Source organism: Mesorhizobium sp. M1312, from assembly GCF_040318115.1.
In the GTDB taxonomy this organism is placed as follows: Bacteria; Pseudomonadota; Alphaproteobacteria; order Rhizobiales; family Rhizobiaceae; genus Mesorhizobium.
Genome location: NZ_JAMYLQ010000023.1, coordinates 80324 through 96422 on the forward strand (window position 1 = coordinate 80324; position 16099 = coordinate 96422).

The 16099-nt window shown below is 63.9% G+C and carries 11 protein-coding genes and 1 pseudogene; 7 read left to right on the forward strand and 5 right to left on the reverse strand.

Features of this window, described 5'->3' with window-relative positions; genetic code table 11:
- The first annotated feature begins 36 nt into the window (after nt 1-36).
- Entirely contained in the window at nt 37-3687 is a 3651-nt protein-coding gene (locus NKH36_RS23775) for a tetratricopeptide repeat protein (RefSeq protein ID WP_352964717.1), read from the forward strand.
- Nucleotides 3687-5531 carry a CHASE2 domain-containing protein gene (locus NKH36_RS23780; protein ID WP_352964719.1) on the forward strand — a complete coding sequence of 615 codons (1845 nt, stop codon included), beginning with the start codon at nt 3687-3689 and terminating at the stop codon, nt 5529-5531. The genes NKH36_RS23775 and NKH36_RS23780 overlap by 1 nt, the downstream gene beginning before the upstream one ends.
- Here the strand turns inward: NKH36_RS23780 and NKH36_RS23785 are convergent.
- Nucleotides 5528-6074 (reverse strand): annotated as a pseudogene (locus NKH36_RS23785) (GNAT family N-acetyltransferase). The gene NKH36_RS23780 and the pseudogene NKH36_RS23785 overlap by 4 nt on opposite strands.
- Before the next feature lie 187 nt (nt 6075-6261).
- Nucleotides 6262-7461, reverse strand: coding sequence for an MFS transporter (locus tag NKH36_RS23790; RefSeq protein ID WP_352964721.1), 1200 nt, complete (start codon nt 7459-7461; stop codon nt 6262-6264).
- Between the two features lie 202 nt (nt 7462-7663).
- Between NKH36_RS23790 and NKH36_RS23795 the strand changes: the two genes are divergently transcribed.
- Nucleotides 7664-8086, forward strand: coding sequence for a VOC family protein (locus NKH36_RS23795; RefSeq protein ID WP_352964723.1), 423 nt, complete (start codon nt 7664-7666; stop codon nt 8084-8086).
- Between the two features lie 156 nt (nt 8087-8242).
- On the opposite strand, the gene NKH36_RS23800 is transcribed toward NKH36_RS23795, so the two are convergent.
- The gene (locus tag NKH36_RS23800) at nt 8243-9136 is read right to left on the reverse strand and encodes a LysR family transcriptional regulator (RefSeq protein WP_352964726.1); all 894 of its coding nucleotides are present in this window, start codon (nt 9134-9136) and stop codon (nt 8243-8245) included.
- A gap of 96 nt (nt 9137-9232) precedes the next feature.
- Between NKH36_RS23800 and NKH36_RS23805 the strand changes: the two genes are divergently transcribed.
- Entirely contained in the window at nt 9233-9982 is a 750-nt protein-coding gene (locus NKH36_RS23805) for an SDR family NAD(P)-dependent oxidoreductase (protein WP_352964727.1), read from the forward strand.
- Between the two features lie 80 nt (nt 9983-10062).
- On the opposite strand, the gene NKH36_RS23810 is transcribed toward NKH36_RS23805, so the two are convergent.
- Together NKH36_RS23810 and NKH36_RS23815 are read right to left on the reverse strand one after the other, a co-directional pair.
- Nucleotides 10063-10995 (reverse strand): dimethylarginine dimethylaminohydrolase family protein, encoded by a 933-nt coding sequence (locus tag NKH36_RS23810; protein WP_352964730.1) that lies wholly within the window; start codon nt 10993-10995, stop codon nt 10063-10065.
- Nucleotides 10996-11017: 22 nt separating this feature from the next.
- Entirely contained in the window at nt 11018-12613 is a 1596-nt protein-coding gene (locus tag NKH36_RS23815; RefSeq protein WP_352964797.1) for a zinc-binding metallopeptidase family protein, read from the reverse strand.
- Nucleotides 12614-12689: 76 nt separating this feature from the next.
- Here NKH36_RS23815 and NKH36_RS23820 point away from each other — a divergent pair, with 76 nt between their 5' ends.
- The 3 genes from NKH36_RS23820 to NKH36_RS23830 all read left to right on the forward strand — a co-directional run bounded on the left by NKH36_RS23820 (nt 12690) and on the right by NKH36_RS23830 (nt 16099).
- Nucleotides 12690-13574 (forward strand): LysR substrate-binding domain-containing protein, encoded by an 885-nt coding sequence (locus NKH36_RS23820; protein ID WP_352964732.1) that lies wholly within the window; start codon nt 12690-12692, stop codon nt 13572-13574.
- Between the two features lie 257 nt (nt 13575-13831).
- Nucleotides 13832-14926, forward strand: coding sequence for an ABC transporter ATP-binding protein (locus NKH36_RS23825; RefSeq protein ID WP_352964734.1), 1095 nt, complete (start codon nt 13832-13834; stop codon nt 14924-14926).
- A 57-nt stretch (nt 14927-14983) separates the two neighbouring features.
- Nucleotides 14984-16099 carry an ABC transporter substrate-binding protein gene (locus tag NKH36_RS23830; protein WP_352964736.1) on the forward strand — a complete coding sequence of 372 codons (1116 nt, stop codon included), beginning with the start codon at nt 14984-14986 and terminating at the stop codon, nt 16097-16099.

The following is a 16099-nucleotide window of genomic DNA, read 5'->3' on the forward strand; positions in this document are numbered from 1 at the left end:
TAAAGCCGTTCGAAGAGGGGGCGCTTCAGAACTGCGATGCGCGGGCCGGTAAGTTTTTCGCTGTTGTTGACGGCGCTCGTCGGCATCCAGCCGGCGGCGGCCGATGTCGTGCCGCGCAACCAGCCGGCGGCCGGGTCGGTCATTGCCCGCAAATCGGGCGAGGAAGTGCGCTTCCTAGAATTCGCCTCTTGGCAGGTGGTCGATCTCAGGCAGGACGTCGTCCCCGGCGACTATCTGCGCACCAACGCCACCGGCAGCCTAGCAGTGCTGTTTGCCGACCGCACCCAGATGCGGCTTGGCCGCAATACGACGCTCCTGGTCAAAAAGATCGGCGGGGCGTCCGGCACCGAGTTCAAGCTGGAGAGCGGCACCGTCTGGGCGCGAGCAGAGCGCGGCGGCGAAGGGCTGACCATCGACACGCCCGCCGCCGCCGCCGCCATCCGCGGCACCGACTGGACGATGACCGTCGACGGCAACGGCCGCACCTCGCTGATCGTGCTGGAAGGCACGGTAGAACTCACCAACGAATTCGGCTCGGTCAGCGTCGCCGAGGGCGAAGCCGCGGCGGCCACGATCGGCTCGGCGCCGACGAAGGTCGTCATCGTCGATTCGGACGACCGCGAGCAGATGCTGTTCTACTACTCCTTGCGCGACGCTTTCACCGTCCTGCCAGCATCGGCATTGTCGAGCCTGGACATGCGCAAGGCGCGCGCCAGGATAAAGGCGATGGAACCGTCGTCCCGATCCGCCGAGGACTGGGTGACATTGGCCGAGGTTAATCTTGACTTTGAAGGGCGGGAAGCGGCGCGCGACGCGGCCAGGCAGGCGCGACAATTGCCGCTGACGCGCGCGCAGGAAGCCCGGCTCGATCTGATCGACGCGTTGATCGCCGGCGCCGAACAGCGCTATGCCGAGGCGGCGCATCTGTTCGAACGCGCGGCGCCGCATCTCGATCCCAGCCGGCGTGTCATGGCGCGCTATGGCGGCTACTATGCGCGCTCGCTGGCTGACCCCAGCCATGTCGAAGCTCCGCCGGTTAATGCGGATGCCGGCGTCGCCGCGGCCATCGCCGAGGCTCTGACGGCCGGATTTCTGGTCGACCTCAAAGCTGCGATTGCCGTTCTCGAAAGAGCCGAACGGCGCTATCCCGGTGATCCGACGCTGCCCGCCCTCAGGGCACAAATTGCATTCCTGCTCGACGACCGCGAACAGGTGGAAGCGGCAATCGATCGCGCTTTGTCGCTCGACCCGGATAATATGATCGCGCTCCAAGCACGCGCCGGTTATCGGGCCGGAATCAAGAGCGATCTTGAAGGCGCGCTTGCCGACCTCGAGCGCGCGGTGGAGCTGGCGCCCGGCTCGGCGAGCTGGAACGCTCTCGGCCTCGTTCAGAGCGCGCGCGGCGCCACTCGCGAGGCGGAGGCGGCGCTGAAGCGCGCTATCGAACTCGACCCGAAAGATCCTGTCCCCCACGCCAACCTCGCCATCATCTATCTCGAGCAGGACCGCACGGCCGAAGCGAAGGCCGAAATCGACACGGCGCTCGCAGTCGATCCGGCGTTCGACATCGGGCTAGTTGCGCGCGGCCGCTACTATCTGCAGACCGGCGAACTGGACAAAGCGCGTGACGACCTGCTCGCCGGCACGACCGCCAATCCGGCCTATTCCAATGGATTGCTGCTGCTTGCCGTCGCCTATTACGAAGCCGGCGAGCTGGAACCCGCCGAACAGGCTATCGAAAACGCCGATCGCCTTGATCCGAACGATCCGGTGATTTCATCCTTCCGCACGGCGGTTGCAATCGATGAGTACGAAGCCGACAAGGCGATCGCCAGCGCACAGGAAGCGCTGAAGCGCACCAGAGCGCGCGGCGGCGACTATGCCGCGCTCAGCGCCAATCGCGACACCGGCTCGACGTTGAACGACGCGTTCCGGCTACTCAATCTCAACGCCTGGGGCCGCTACTACGGCGACGCGGTTTTCGATCCCTTCACCGGCTCCGGCTATGTCGACCAGGCGCTTGCCGGTAGCATAAATCCCTTCGTCAACAATCTGCGTTTCGGCGACGTGCCGACGGAACCGGGCGCTAATACAACCAGCTTCTCATCGTTTTTCCAAGGCTTGATGCTCGACCCGCAAATGCTGGCCGGCCGCCAGACGAGCGCCAACATCCTCCGGCGACCTTTCATCGAAACCACCGTCGGCGGGGGTTTTGTCGCCGATGACGGCGATCTGGGTTGGAACAGCGAAATCGAAACCCAAGGGTATCAAGCAGCTCCCTTTCCCTGGAGCTTCTACGGCAGGATCAACGGTTTGGAGACCGACACGCGTCGCGGCGATGATCCAGCGACCGGCCAGTTCGATCTCGAGGACCGGTCGATCACCGGCACAGGCTACATGGCCATGAAGCCGACGCCGAATGACCGCGCGGTGGCGTATATCGATGTCAACGATTTCGAGTTCGACCTAAGCACAGTGCTGGACCCTACCGTTCTGCCGCTAGGAGGAACGTATGCCGACACCGGCGACACCCGAACCGGCAACGCCGGGGTCGCCTGGAGCCATACATTTGGTTACCAGAACGTTGCCAGCGCGGCGCTGTTTGCGACCGACATTACGGATCGAAGCAACAGAACCCGCTTGGAGGAAATCGGCTTCGGGGAAACAGGATTCATTCTGGAGAGTGAGACCAGCCAGCAATCCTATCTCGCCGCATTCAATCACATCTACGGAACCGGTGACTTGACTCTCCGATACGGAGGTGAGGGCGGACTATTGGAAGTCTCAAAAGACGAAACGTTTTCTTTCGTGTTTCCTTTTATCCCGGACACAATCATATCCCAATCCACTACGGCAGTCGATGTCGCCATTGGGCGCGTCTATTTCGACGCCGTCTACGAGTTCAACCCCACTCTCAAAGTGGAGGGAGCCCTATTCGGCACTTATCTCGACGGTGGCACGATTGATGAACAACGCCTGGAACCTCGCCTCGGTGTCGCCTGGACGCCTTTCGAAGGCCATTACCTACGCGCCGGGTTCCTGCGCGAAGGCTCGTTCATAACGTCGGCGACCTTGGCGCCGGTCGGAATACTCGGCCTGCAATCCGATCAGAATTCTCTAGCTGTCGACGGCTTTTCGGACACGTTTGCCGCGCGCTGGGACGCCGAGTGGAACAGCCGCCTTTTTACGGCCGTCGATTACCAGCATCAGGAATTCGAGAAACTTTCGATCGGCGTTCCGGCTTCCGCCACCACAATCGATCTCAGCGAGGGCCGGCTCGACCGGATCAGCGCCACGGCCAACGTCTGGATCGGCAACGGCTTCGGCGCGTTCGCGACCTTTGCCTACGCCGATTCAGAGAACGAAGATCCGACAAGTCCAGGCTTCGGCGGCCCGCTGCCCTTTGTCCCCGAAACGTCCGCGCGGTTTGGCCTGACCTGGGTTCACCCGTCCAACATCAAGGTCACGCTGGCCGAAACCTATGTCGGCTCACGCACCGGCGATGCGGCGGGGACTGAGCTCGAATCCTACTGGTCGACGGATGCCTTCCTGACCTGGGAACCTTTCGACAAACGATTTGAACTCGAAATTGCCGCGTACAATCTGTTCGACGAGGATTTTCAGGTCGCACCGTTCACCCCCGGCTGGGGCCGCAGCATCGTCGGTTCGCTGAAGGCCCGGTTCTGATGTTTGCCGGCGGGCCGTGGTGGAAGGGCCTTGGCGCTTCCGCGCCCGGAACCTCCTCCCGCCGCAACGGCATTTTTGCGATCGCGGTCCTCGCCGTGCTGCTGGTTGCTGGTCTGTCCCTGCTCACGCCATGGAAGCTCGTCGAGGCGCGCGCTTTCGATTATCTCTCGACCATTTCGCCGCCGCCCCCGCCCGATGACGGGCCGGTCATTGTCGCCATCGACGAGCCCTCGCTTGCCGATATCGGCCTGCAATGGCCATGGCCGCGCGATCTTCACGGGCGGCTCGTCGAGGCTCTGCGCCGCGTTGGAGCGAAAGCCGTCGGGCTCGACATCATCTTTGCCGAGCCGTCGACGCCGGCCGCGGACGAAGCGTTGGTCAAGAGTCTTGGCCCGGACGTGGTTCTGGCCGGCCACGAGACGTTCATCGAGACCGAGCAGGCCGCCCAGCATGTCCGGGTCGAGCCGCTGGCCATTTTCACCGCGACGGGCGCCGCAACCGGCATCGCCTCAATCGCCCCCGACGGCGACGGCATCCTGCGGCGCGTGCCGGGCTATGGCGACGGCTTTGCGGCAGAGCTTCTGAATGCCGCCGGCCGGCCGGCCACTGTACCGCGAAACGCGCTGCTGCAGGCCTTCGGCCCGTCTCGCACATATCCGACCGTCTCCTACTATCAGGCGCTCGATCCCGACAGTTTCCTGCCGGAGAATTTTTTCCGCGGCCGCATCGTCATGGTCGGGCTCAGCCTGCAGAACGCGCCGACGCTGTCGCAAGGCGGCGCCGACGTCCACGCCTCGCCGTTCACCATCCGCACCGGCAGGCTCGTTTCCGGCGTCGAGATCCAGGCGACGGTCTTCGACAATCTGGCGCATCAGCTGTTCATCGCGCGCCCCCCGGCATGGGCGGCAATTCTCTCGATCCTGCTTGGCGCGGGCATTGGCGTTCTTGCCGTCTGGAAGTCGACCGGATGGAAGACCCTGGCCGGCGCTGTGGTTGCCGTGCTGGCGCTCCTCGCCGGCAGCTATATGTCGCTGCGCTACGGCCGTGTCTTCGTCGCGCCGCTGGCGCCAGCGCTTGCCTTTACTCTTGTCGCAAGCGCGCAGGCGGCGCGCGATTTCGCGGCGGAGCGGAAGCTTAGGCGCGGCATAACGCGCGCCTTCTCGCAATATCTGTCGCCGGCCCTGGTGGAACGCCTGGCGCGCGACCCGACGCAGCTTCGCCTTGGCGGCGAGGTCCGCACGCTGACCATTCTCTTTTGCGACATTCGCGGCTTCACCACCATCGCTGAGGCGATGAAGGGCGATCCCGAGCGGCTGACAGCGCTGATCAACCGGCTGCTGACGCCGCTTTCCGACGTCGTGATGGCGCATGGCGGCACCATCGACAAATATATCGGCGACTGCCTGATGGCGTTCTGGAACGCGCCGCTGGACGATCCAGACCACGCCATCCATGCGGTGGAGGCCAGCCTCGAAATGCTCGCCGCGCTAGATCGGCTGAACGCGCAATTGCAGGCGGAGGCCGAAACGCGCGGCGAAACGCCGATTGCGCTGCGCATCGGCATCGGCGTCAACACCGGGCAATGCGTCGTCGGCAATGTCGGATCGGAGCAGCGCTTCGACTATTCGGCGCTCGGCGACGCGGTCAATCTGGCATCGCGGCTGGAGGGCGCCTCGAAGGATCTCGGCGTTCCGCTGGTGATCGGCCGGGCGACCGCCGAACTGGTGTCAGACAGGATTCCGCTGACCCCGTTGCGCGAGATCACCGTAAAGGGGCGCGGCGAGTCTACCATGGTCTATGCCCCCGCGGCGGTAAGCGCACCGGTTTCGACAGCCGCAAGTTAGGCGGTTGTCCGTTCGCGTTCGAACAGGATTGTCAGTGACCCCTTGTAGCTCGTTCTGGTTATCTCGCGATAACCGCATTTCAGGGCGACGTTTACGGAGCCGGTATTGTCCGGATCGACGATGCACACCGTCTTCGCTCCATTGAACCGGGCGTCGCCCCAGCCATGCACCGCCTTGACGATCTCGGTCGCGAATCCCTGGCCATGCCTGGCCGCGATCAGCCCCCAGCCGGCTTCCGGCACACCTTCGATGGACGGCTTCATGTCGCGTTTCAGATCGTGAAAACCGGCCTCGCCGATGAAGCAGCCGGTGGCTTTTTCCTCGACCGCCCAGAAGCCGAAGCCCAGCATGGCCCACATGCCGCCATGGCGCAGAAAACGTATCCAGCTATTCGCGAAGTCGCGGCTCCCCGCCGATGAAGCGGATCACGGCCGGATCGGCCCACATAGCGGCATAATCGTCGAAATCGTCAAGCCGGTGCCCGCGCAATATGGCGCGCGGCGTCTCGATGACCGGGATGTCGATAGCAGGATGATTCGGCATGCTGCGCTCCCTCTGGAACGCAGCGCTAGCACCTTCGATGACGCGAACAGATGGAGGTTTGGGTCATGATCGCTGGTCCGCGGAATGTCGGCTATCAAGACGCTGTTTCGCCGCCGGAATAACCGGATAGGGATCGAAAGCTGACATAGTCGATGTCCGCTTTCGACCCTGCGTCCTCTCCGCCAAACTATGCCGGTTGCAACTCCCCGCGCGGCAGCTGCGGGAAGGCGATCGCCACCGCCACTGCCCCGAGCCCGACAAGGGCCGAGCCGATAAACAGCCAAGAATAGCTGGCATACGCATCGAACACCATGCCGCCGGCGAGCGGGCCGAAGGCCATCCCGATGCTGGACAGCATGGTTACAGCACCAAACACCGTGCCGAGGATGCGCTGGCCGAAATATTCGCGCGCCAGCACCGCATAAAGCGGCATCACGCCGCCATAGGTGGCGCCGAAGATGACGGCGAGCGTGTAGAATTGACCAAGCTCACTGACGGCAAGATAGGCTGCGATTACCACGGACTGTATCGCCAGACCGGTAATCAGCACCGGCTTGACCCCCAGCCGGTCGGCAAGCATGCCGTATAGAAGCCTGCCGCCCAGCCCCGCCAGGCCCTCGATGCTGTAGATGCTGACTGCCGCCATCGGCGCTATGCCGCACAGCATCGCATAGCTCACCATGTGGAAGATTGGCCCGGAATGCGCCGCGCAGCAGGCAAAGAAGGTCAGTGCCAGAACGATGAATTGCGGCGAGCGCAACGCTTGCGGAACCGACATGCCGGTATCGTTGGCGGCAAGATCGGCGGCGTCGTTAGCGGCCGGCTTCGGCGGCTGGCGCACCAGCAGCGCGGCCGGCACCAGCAGCGCCCACGCCGCGACGCCGATGACGAACATGGCGGTGCGCCAGTCATAGGCCGTGATGAGCCAGCGCGCGAAGGGCGAGATCGTCATCGGTGCCACGCCCATGCCGGCCGAAACCAGCGAAACGGCAAGGCTGCGATTCTTGTCGAACCAGGCCGTGGTCAGCGCGATCATCGGTGCGAAGAAGGCGCTTGCCGCAAGGCCGACGAGCACGCCATAGGTGACCTGGAAGACAAGCAGCGAGCCGGTGCGGCTGGCCAGTACCAGCGCCAGCCCAAGCAGCACCGCGCCTGTCATCACCACAATGCGAGCGCCGTAGCGATCGTAAATGGCGCCCCAGGCGAAGCCGCCGAGGCCCATCACCAGGAAGTTCAGCGTCATCGCACTCGATATGCCGGCGCGCGACCAATCTGTGTCGAGCGCCATCGGTTCGAGGAATATCGCCAGCGAGAACATCGCTCCGAGGGCGACACAGGTCATCAGGGCGCCAGCCGCGACGATGACCCAACGATAGGAAAGGCTCATATTTTTCTCCCGAGACCGTTTGGACACGGCGCGACTTCTTTCGAGCTTCGTCACACCGCTTGCGTCCGAAGGACGATGGCGACATTTCGAATCCTACAATCCGGTTGCATTTTTTATCCAGTCGCCACCCGATTGCTCCATTGCATTGACCGTGCGCCGTCCTGAGCTAGATTTCCAACCTGGCGATCAGGAGCTATCAGGCATGGAACTTCATCGCGGCCGTCTCATCGACCACGTCCAGCTGGTGGTCGGGGATCTCAAGGCCAGCCGCCGCTTCTACGAGGCGGTTTTCAAGGTGCTCGATATTCCGATCGGCGGCAGCGCCGAGGATTATTTCTGGGCCGACGAACTGTTCGTCTCCAGCGCCGACAGCCAGGCGGCCCAGGGAAAACTGACGGGGCGCCACCACCTTGCCTTCCAGGCAAAGGACTGCGCGATGGTCGACGCCTTCTACAAGGCCGGGATCGAGGCCGGCGGCACGGACAATGGCGCACCGGGCGAGCGGCAGCACTACCATCCCGGCTACTATGCCGCCTTCCTGCTCGATCCCGACGGCAACAACATCGAGGCCGTCTTTCACGGGCCGGCCAACCGCAGCGTCGCTTCGGTGAAGATTACGTTTTAGCTCGAGGGACCGACAGCGAAGTCGGGGTCGGCTGCGCTACTGACAGGGTACGTCGCGCCGCCAACGGTTAAAATTCAACTTCAACGCAGCGACGCTCAAAGGCTACGACATGGCCATCGACGAAGCTGCCGCTGTTTTTGCCGCGAAGGGCCTGCCCTATCGCGTCAGCGCCGCCATCTGGCCCGCCAGGAAATCGACGAACAGCCGGGCGCGGACCGGTAGCTGTCGCCCATACGCATGGACGATGTGCACCGGCATGGTCGGCATAGCTACGTCAGGGAGGATGCGGACCAGGCGGCCGGTGTCGAGATCGTCCTGCACGGCAAACTGCATCAGATGCGCGATGCCGGCTCCGACAAGCGCCGCATTTCGGATGGTGCCGCCGTCATCCGTATCGAGCCGCCCGTTCGGCACGATTGTCGTGCCGTCGGCCAAGGTAACGGGGTATGGCCGGCCGGCCATCTGGTAGCGGACGAAGTCGTGGCTCTGCAGCGCCTCGACCGATTCCGGCCGGCTTCGCCGTTCGATGTAGGCCGGTGAGGCCACCAGCACGATCGGCAAATTGGCGATCTTGCGCGCGACAAGCCCGGTGTCGGACAGCGCCCCCATGCGCACCGCAACGTCGTAGCCTTCGCGGATCAGGTCGGCGTGGCGGTCGGTGACGCTAAGCTCCAGTTTCACCTCGCCATGCTGAGCCAGGAACGCTTGCGCCCATGAGGCGATCAGCCCGCGCCCGAGTTCGACGGAGGCGGTGACGCGCAGCAGGCCGCGCGCCGTATCGGCCATCTGGACGACGTCCTCGGCATCATCCAGTGCTCTCAGCAAGGGCGCCACTCGCTCATAATAGGCGACGCCTTCGCTGGTCAGTCCGAGCCGGCGCGTCGAGCGCTGGATCAGCCGCACACCCAGCCGCCGTTCGAGCCGCGCCACGCTCTTCGACACCGCCGACGGGCTGGAGCCAATCAACCGGCTGGCGGCGTGGAACGAACCGGCGTCGGCTGTACGCACGAAGGCAACGAGACCGGCGGTCTTTTCGAGGATGGTGGTCATTCAAGAATTCCAGGCACGAAAGAACCGATCGAGATGATCCTAATACGCTGTTTGGTCGTCATTAGATATCGCTTGTCATCGACAAAGGAGATTTTAATGAGAAACCTGAACGGTAAGGTCGCCATAGTCACCGGCGCCTCCAAGGGTATCGGCGCCGGCATCGCCAAGGGTTTTGCGGCGGCCGGTGCCGCCGTGGTCGTCAATTACGTCTCATCGCAGGAAGGTGCGGACCGCGTCGTTTTCGAGATCAAGGACAGAGGCGGCCGGGCCGTTGCCGTGCAGGGTGACGTGTCGCAAGCGGCCGACGTGCGCGGCCTGTTCGAGGCCGCCAAATCCTCGTTCGGCACGCTGGACATCCTGGTCAACAATGCTGGCGTGTTTGCATTCGAGCCGCTGGAAGCAGTGACCGAGGCCGAGTTTCACCGTGAATTCGACACCAACGTGCTGGGCACCATCTTGACCATTCGGGAAGCGGTGAACCATTTCGGCGCCGCAGGCGGCAGCGTCATCAACATCAGCTCTGTCGCCAGCCTTAACCCGCAGCCGAATTCGCTGGTCTACGCCGCCACCAAGGGGGCGGTGGATTCTATCACGCTGTCCATGTCGCGGGAGCTCGGCGCCCGCAACATCCGCGTCAACGCCATTGCCCCAGGTGGCGTCGACACCGAAGGCCTGCAGCGGATTGGCATCGTCGGCAGCGAGTTCGAAAAACAGATCATCGCCATGACCCCGCTCGGGCGTTTCGGCCAGCCCGACGATATCGCCCGCATCGCGGTATTCCTCGCCTCCGACGACGCGTCCTGGCTCACCGGCGAACGTATCACCGCCTCGGGCGGTTGGCGGTAGGCATAGAGCGACGGCGGCCGCTGAGATTCCCTCATCCGGCCGCTCCACGCCCCACTCGGAAGAGGGGGCTATCGCCGCCCTCAGGCCGGCTCGCGCTTCAGCGCCTGCGCCATGCAGTGGATGCCGCCGCCGGTCTTCGAGATCTCGCTCATGTCGACCGCCGCGACCTCGAAGCCGCGCGCTTTGAGCTGGCCGATCAGCGTCTGACTCGAGGTTGGCGCGATCACCCTGTCCTTGCCAAGCGACATGAAGTTGCAGCCGAGCGCCATCGTGTCCTGGAACGGCACGTCGATGATCTCGTGTCCCTTGCCCTTCAGCCAGTCGACGATGCCCGGCTCCGTACAGGCGAGGCAGACGGCGGTCAGTTTTTCCGCGATCGGCACCACCATCAGGTCGATATGGACATAATATTCGTCGATGAAGGCAATGCGGGTTTCCCATCCCTCCTTGTCGAACCAGGCCTGAACCTGGCGGGCGCCCTCCTCCTGCGTGCGGGCGCCGCCGCAGCCGATCAACACCACGCCGTCCTCGATGACGTTGAAGTCCCCGCCTTCGAAAGTGCCTGCGGTGACCATGTCGTAGATCGGAATGCCGAGCTTCTCATAAGTGCGGATCGCCGCATAATTCTCGCCGCGCCGCCACCACTGGGACATCGCGGTGATGATGGCGCCATACGGGGTCATGACGCTGGAATCGCGCGAGTAGACCTGCATCGGCAGTTCCGGCTTCGGCTCGTGCCAGTGGATGTTGACGCCGAAATGCTCGTAGGCAGCGACCAGGTCCTTGTGCTGCGCCTGCGCGATCTGGACGTTGCACGGCGCCTCGCGCAGATGCTTGCGCGACAGCGAACTGGTCGAGAGATGGCGCAAGAAATTCGGCGAGCCGAGCAGCACGTCGGTCAGGACGTCGGTCTCGTTGGCAAAGCCCCAGGCGGTCAGCGGCTTGGTGCCGCCGGCCGGATTGCGGCGCTGCAGCGAAAACGGTTCTGCGACGATGCGGTCATGAACGGTCATGGGATTCTCCTGGCTTGGGTGATCACGCAGCTTGCGGTTTGCTTGGTATCCACCAGTCCCGTCCGCGCGGGGTGGTGACATATTCCGGCCAGCGGAAATGGATCGGCGGGTCGTAGTCGCAAAGCGGCGCCAGCCAATTGCTGCCGCCAATGCCGCCGCCGGTGCGGGCGACGAATTCGTCCATCGCCGCGTCGCGGGCGGCCTTGTCTTCCAGCAGGCGAAGTGCTGCCAGCGCGATCGTCTTCGATGCGCAGGTAACCATCGGATCGATGGTGGGGGAAATGCCGCCCAGCGCGTTCATCGCCCAGGACGGATACGCCTGGCCGTTCTCGGACCGCAGCGCCGGCCGGGCGACATAGAACCGCGCCGTCGGCGCGTGCCACGACATCTCGGTGTAATCGTCGGAGGTCGAATTGAGCTGTGATGGCGGCAGGTCGCGGCGCAGCAACGCTTCCGCCTCCTCAGGCGCGATCAGTTGCTCCAATTCGGCGATAAACGGCTCGTCGGTCGCCGTTCCGCCGGCATTGACCTGGATTTCGCGGGCGACTGCCTTGGCAGTCTCGTCCCAGCGCGGCGGCCCGACGGTCGACAGCGCCTCATAGGCGATGGCTGACATTGCGTGATTGGCGAGCCCCGGTCGCGACTTCGACACCCAGTGCCGCTCGTATCGGCAGCCGCTTATTTTCGCGGCGGCTTCCGCATTGCGGTCGAGCACGGCGGTCACCTGCTCGGCCATCGCAAGCGTCGGCACGCGGATCATGTATTGGATCTCGGCCAGACCCGCTGGCAGATTGTCGGCGGTCGCCTGTCCTGCCGTCAGGATCGCCTCGCTGATCGACCAGCCGCCCTGATGCGGCAGCATGGAATCGCGCAGCGCCTTGGAGGCCATGTACATCATCATGAGCGCGTCGTTGGCGCCCGGCGCCCTGACTGCCGAATGGGCCTGCGGGATCGGCGCGCCATTGCTTGCGCGAACCCAATTTTCGGGTTCGTCGCACACAAAGCGGTAGATCATCGCATAGGCCGCGCCGCAATGCGTGTCCCAGCGCGCCGTGTTGCAGAGCGGCAGCATGTAGAACGGATGGAAGGAGATCATGCCTGCCAGCCCGTCGTAGTAGCCCTTCGCCGCATGGATGGGCTTCGATCCCCGCACCTTCTCCGCCGGCTCGCCGGTGAAGCGCAACGTGCCTGATATGCCGTGTCGCTGCATCGCCGCCTTGGTGGCGAGCAGCCCGCCAAGGCTGGCAATGCCAAGGCCAGAATGCGGATCGGTGTGGCCGCCGGCCTCAGCGCCTAGACCCGGACGCGGTCGCTTGACGGTGGCCGCGTCCTGGCAATTGCCGGGCACCGCGTCATACTCGGCATACATGCCGACGGTCGGCCCAGCACCATTGGTCCAGTGGGCGCAGAAGGCGGTAGGCATCCCGCCGGAGCCTTCCTCGACGGAAAAACCTTCGTATTTCAGCCGCTCGACATACCAGGCGGCCGACTGGTATTCGCGCCAGGCGGTCTCGCCGAAATCGAAGATCGTCCGCGTCCACGCCGATAGCGACGGCTGGATGTCTTCCAGACAGGCAAGCGCGGTTGCTTGAGCCGAGTTCGTCACCGGTTCCTCCATGGACGAGAAGAAAGCAGTGAAGCGCCTCGCCAAAAAGTGATATGTTTTCCCGGCTCATGCAAATTCGGTTCACCTCTTGAGAATTCCATCGACGCAGGCGCTGCGCGCCCTCGACAGTTTTGCCCGCCACGGCAGCGTCTGGCGAGCCGCCGACGAACTGCATCTGACCCGCAGCGCCGTCAGCCATCAGCTTCGCCTGCTCGAACGCGATCTCGGCTTCGATCTGCTCGAACGCATCGGCAAGGGCGTGGCGCTCACCCCGCGCGGCCAGCGCTATGCCAGCGACGTGCGCAAGGCGCTGACGGTGCTGGGCGACGCGGTGACGCGCCATGCCGGCACTGGCGTCGGCGGCTCGTTCAGCGTCAGCTGCACCCCGGGTTTCGCCTCGCTGTTCCTTTGTACTCACATTGGCGAATTCCGGCAGATGTACCCCGATGTTGCGCTGCGTATCCTGACGCCGCGACGGCTGGACGATGTCAGCAATGCCGAAGCCGACGCCTTCATCGCATTCGGCGTCGGCAACTGGCCGAACCGCGCCGTCGAGCTTCTGTGCGAAATCTCGTTCACGCCGCTGTGCAGCCCGACGCTGCTCAACAAGATCGGCGGCTTTTCCAAGCCGGCCGACGTGCTGCGCGCCAATCTCCTGCATCTCGGCGACACCGAGGACTGGGCGCGGTGGCTGGCGCTGTCCAAGGTCGAGAACCCCGACACTGAGGGCGGCATTTTCTTTTCCGACATGAACCTTGTTTTTTCAGCGGCGATCGCCGGCCAGGGCATCGCCATGGGCGACGAACTGACCAGCCGCCGGGCGCTGAGCGAAGGCCGGCTGGTACGCCCGTTCGACATCGCGATCAAATCGCCGCGCTCCTATTTCCTTGTTTCCGAGCATGCGAAGGCGAGCCACCCGGTGCTGGAGGCGTTCGGGAGGTGGCTGAGGTCGAAGCTGTCGGAGATTAGCTAATCTCCCCCCGCGAGGGGGAGATGTCGCCGAAGGCGACAGAGCGGGTCGCCGCGCGTGAAGCCCCAGCCTCCATCTTGCAGCAGCAGGCCGAGCCCAGTCGGACCGACCCCCTCTGGCCGCTTTGCGGCCATCTCCCCCTCAAGGGGGGAGATTGGCGCCATAGATGAATCAAATTTGCCGGTCAGGCGAAAACTATTCGGTTGCGGTGAGCCGCCGCCCTGCCTACGATTTCAATCAGCATTGAGGACAAGGGCAGGATGCAGCAACCCGGCCGTGCCGCAGAGATCAAGGCAATCGGGATCGGCAAGAGCTTCGGCTCGTTCCGTGCGCTGGACGATCTGACGCTCGATATCGGCCGCGGTGAGTTCCTGACCCTGCTCGGGCCCTCTGGTTCGGGCAAGACCACCTTCCTGATGATCCTTGCCGGTTTCGTGCAGCCGACCGACGGTCGCCTTTACAGCGACGGCGTCGACATCACCGAGCGGCCGGCCGAACAGCGTGCCGCCGGCATGGTTTTCCAAGGCTACGCCCTGTTCCCGCATATGTCGGTCGAGGCCAACATCGCCTTCCCGCTCAAGGTGCGCAAGAAATCGGCGGCCGAGATCACGCGACGCATCAGTGAGATGATCGAGCGCGTCGGGCTGACGGGCCACGAGAAGAAACTGCCGTCGCAATTGTCCGGCGGCCAGCAGCAGCGCGTCGCGCTGGCGCGCGCGCTGGTGTTCGAGCCGGGCGTGCTCCTCCTCGACGAGCCGTTCTCGGCCCTCGACAAGGGCCTGCGCGGCCAGATGCAGGCCGAGATGAAGCGGCTGCACCAGGAGACCGGCACCACCTTCGTCTTCGTCACCCACGACCAGAGCGAGGCGCTGGCGCTATCGTCGCGCGTCGCCATCTTCAACCACGGCAAATTGCTGCAGGTCGGCGCGCCTGACGAGGTTTACGACCGACCGGCCAACCGTTTCGTCGCCGAGTTCCTCGGCGAGATCAACATGCTCCCGTTGAAGGGCGTGCGCAATGCCGATTATGGCGCCACCGGCCTGTGCGAAGACCGCACCATCACGCTGCGCGGCAATGCAAGCGCCGTCGGCAGCAACGCCATCCTGGCGATCCGGCCCGAATACATGTCGATCGCTACCGAAGCGGCGGCCGGCGAGAACGGCATCGCAGCGACTGCGGTCGCTTCGACCTATCTCGGTGCCGCGACGCGGCTCGATCTCACCACGCGCCAAGGCGCCAAGGTGACGGTCTCGGTGCCGAACGAGGTCGCCGCTTCGGCACTCAGCAGGGGCAATTCCGTGTGGCTGACCTGGCCGGCGGAAAAGGGTTTCCTCCTTCCGGACGGAGGACAATGACGATCGGCATGCCGAAGCTGACTTTCGGGAATATCAACAACAATAAGGGGAACTGACATGACAAACGAAACCAAGAAACACTCCATCGAGACGCTGTCCGCAAGGGCCTTGCGCGGCGAGATCTCGCGCCGGCAGTTCACGCAACTGGCTGCACTCGTGCTGGCCGGCACGCCGATGCTGCTGCGTTCGACTGGTGCCTTCGCACAAGCCAAGGAACTGGTGCTGGTCAACTGGGGTGGCGACGCCATCACCGCCTATGACGCGGCCTATGGCCAGGCCTTCACCAAGGAGACCGGCATCACCGTCAAGATGGACGGCTCCGGCCCGACCGAAGGCGCAATCGCGGCGCAGTTCAAGAGCGGCGCCCCAACCTGGGACTTGGTCGACGTCGACCCATTCTCGGCGATCACGCTCGGCGCACAAGGCATGCTAGAGCCGATCGACTATTCGATCGTCGACAAGAAGAAGATGCGCGAGGGCTTTGGCTGGGAGCACGCGGCCTCGACCTATTTCTTCTCCTATGTCATCGCCTATGATTCCGAAAAATTCGGCAGCCAGGCACCGACCGGCATGGCCGATTTCTTCGACGTGACGAAATTCCCCGGCAAGCGCTCGCTCTACAAATGGGGCGTGTCGAGCTGGGAAGCCGCACTGCTCGCCGACGGCATCGCGCCTACCTCGCTATATCCGCTCGACCTCAAGCGCGCGCATGACAAGATCGCCGCCTTCAAGGAGAATGTCGTGGCCTATTGGGGCGGCGGCGCCGAAAGCCAGAGCGTGCTGCTCGACGGCGAAGCCTCGATGGCGATCGTCTGGTCGACCCGGGCCTCGCTGATCGAGCAGGATTCCGGCGGCAAGATCAAGTTCATCTGGGACCAGGGCCTGATCTCGCCCGGCGCGCTCGCCGTGCTCAAGGGCAATCCCGGCGGCAGGGAAGCGGCGATGAAGTTCATCGCCAGCGCCCAGGATCCGGAAAAGCAGCTGATCATGTTTGACAAGCTCGGCCAGGGTCCGGCCAATCCGGCCACCGACGCGCTGATCCCCGCCGACAAGAAGCGCATCAACCCGGTCGACCCCGAAAACATGAAGAAGCAGATCGCGCTCGACATGGAGTGGTACGCCAAGAACTACGGGGCGGCACTCGACGAATACACGAAGATCATCTCCGCCTGA

Coding starts and splice junctions, on each gene's coding strand:
- NKH36_RS23800 (WP_352964726.1), bottom strand. CDS start 9,136: ATGACCACCATCCTCGAAAAGACCGCCGGTCTCGTTGCCTTCGTGCGT.
- NKH36_RS23815 (WP_352964797.1), bottom strand. CDS start 12,613: ATGGAGGAACCGGTGACGAACTCGGCTCAAGCAACCGCGCTTGCCTGT.
- NKH36_RS23775 (WP_352964717.1), top strand. CDS start 37: ATGCGCGGGCCGGTAAGTTTTTCGCTGTTGTTGACGGCGCTCGTCGGC.
- NKH36_RS23780 (WP_352964719.1), top strand. CDS start 3,687: ATGTTTGCCGGCGGGCCGTGGTGGAAGGGCCTTGGCGCTTCCGCGCCC.
- NKH36_RS23790 (WP_352964721.1), bottom strand. CDS start 7,461: ATGAGCCTTTCCTATCGTTGGGTCATCGTCGCGGCTGGCGCCCTGATG.
- NKH36_RS23810 (WP_352964730.1), bottom strand. CDS start 10,995: ATGACCGTTCATGACCGCATCGTCGCAGAACCGTTTTCGCTGCAGCGC.
- NKH36_RS23830 (WP_352964736.1), top strand. CDS start 14,984: ATGACAAACGAAACCAAGAAACACTCCATCGAGACGCTGTCCGCAAGG.
- NKH36_RS23805 (WP_352964727.1), top strand. CDS start 9,233: ATGAGAAACCTGAACGGTAAGGTCGCCATAGTCACCGGCGCCTCCAAG.
- NKH36_RS23795 (WP_352964723.1), top strand. CDS start 7,664: ATGGAACTTCATCGCGGCCGTCTCATCGACCACGTCCAGCTGGTGGTC.
- NKH36_RS23825 (WP_352964734.1), top strand. CDS start 13,832: ATGCAGCAACCCGGCCGTGCCGCAGAGATCAAGGCAATCGGGATCGGC.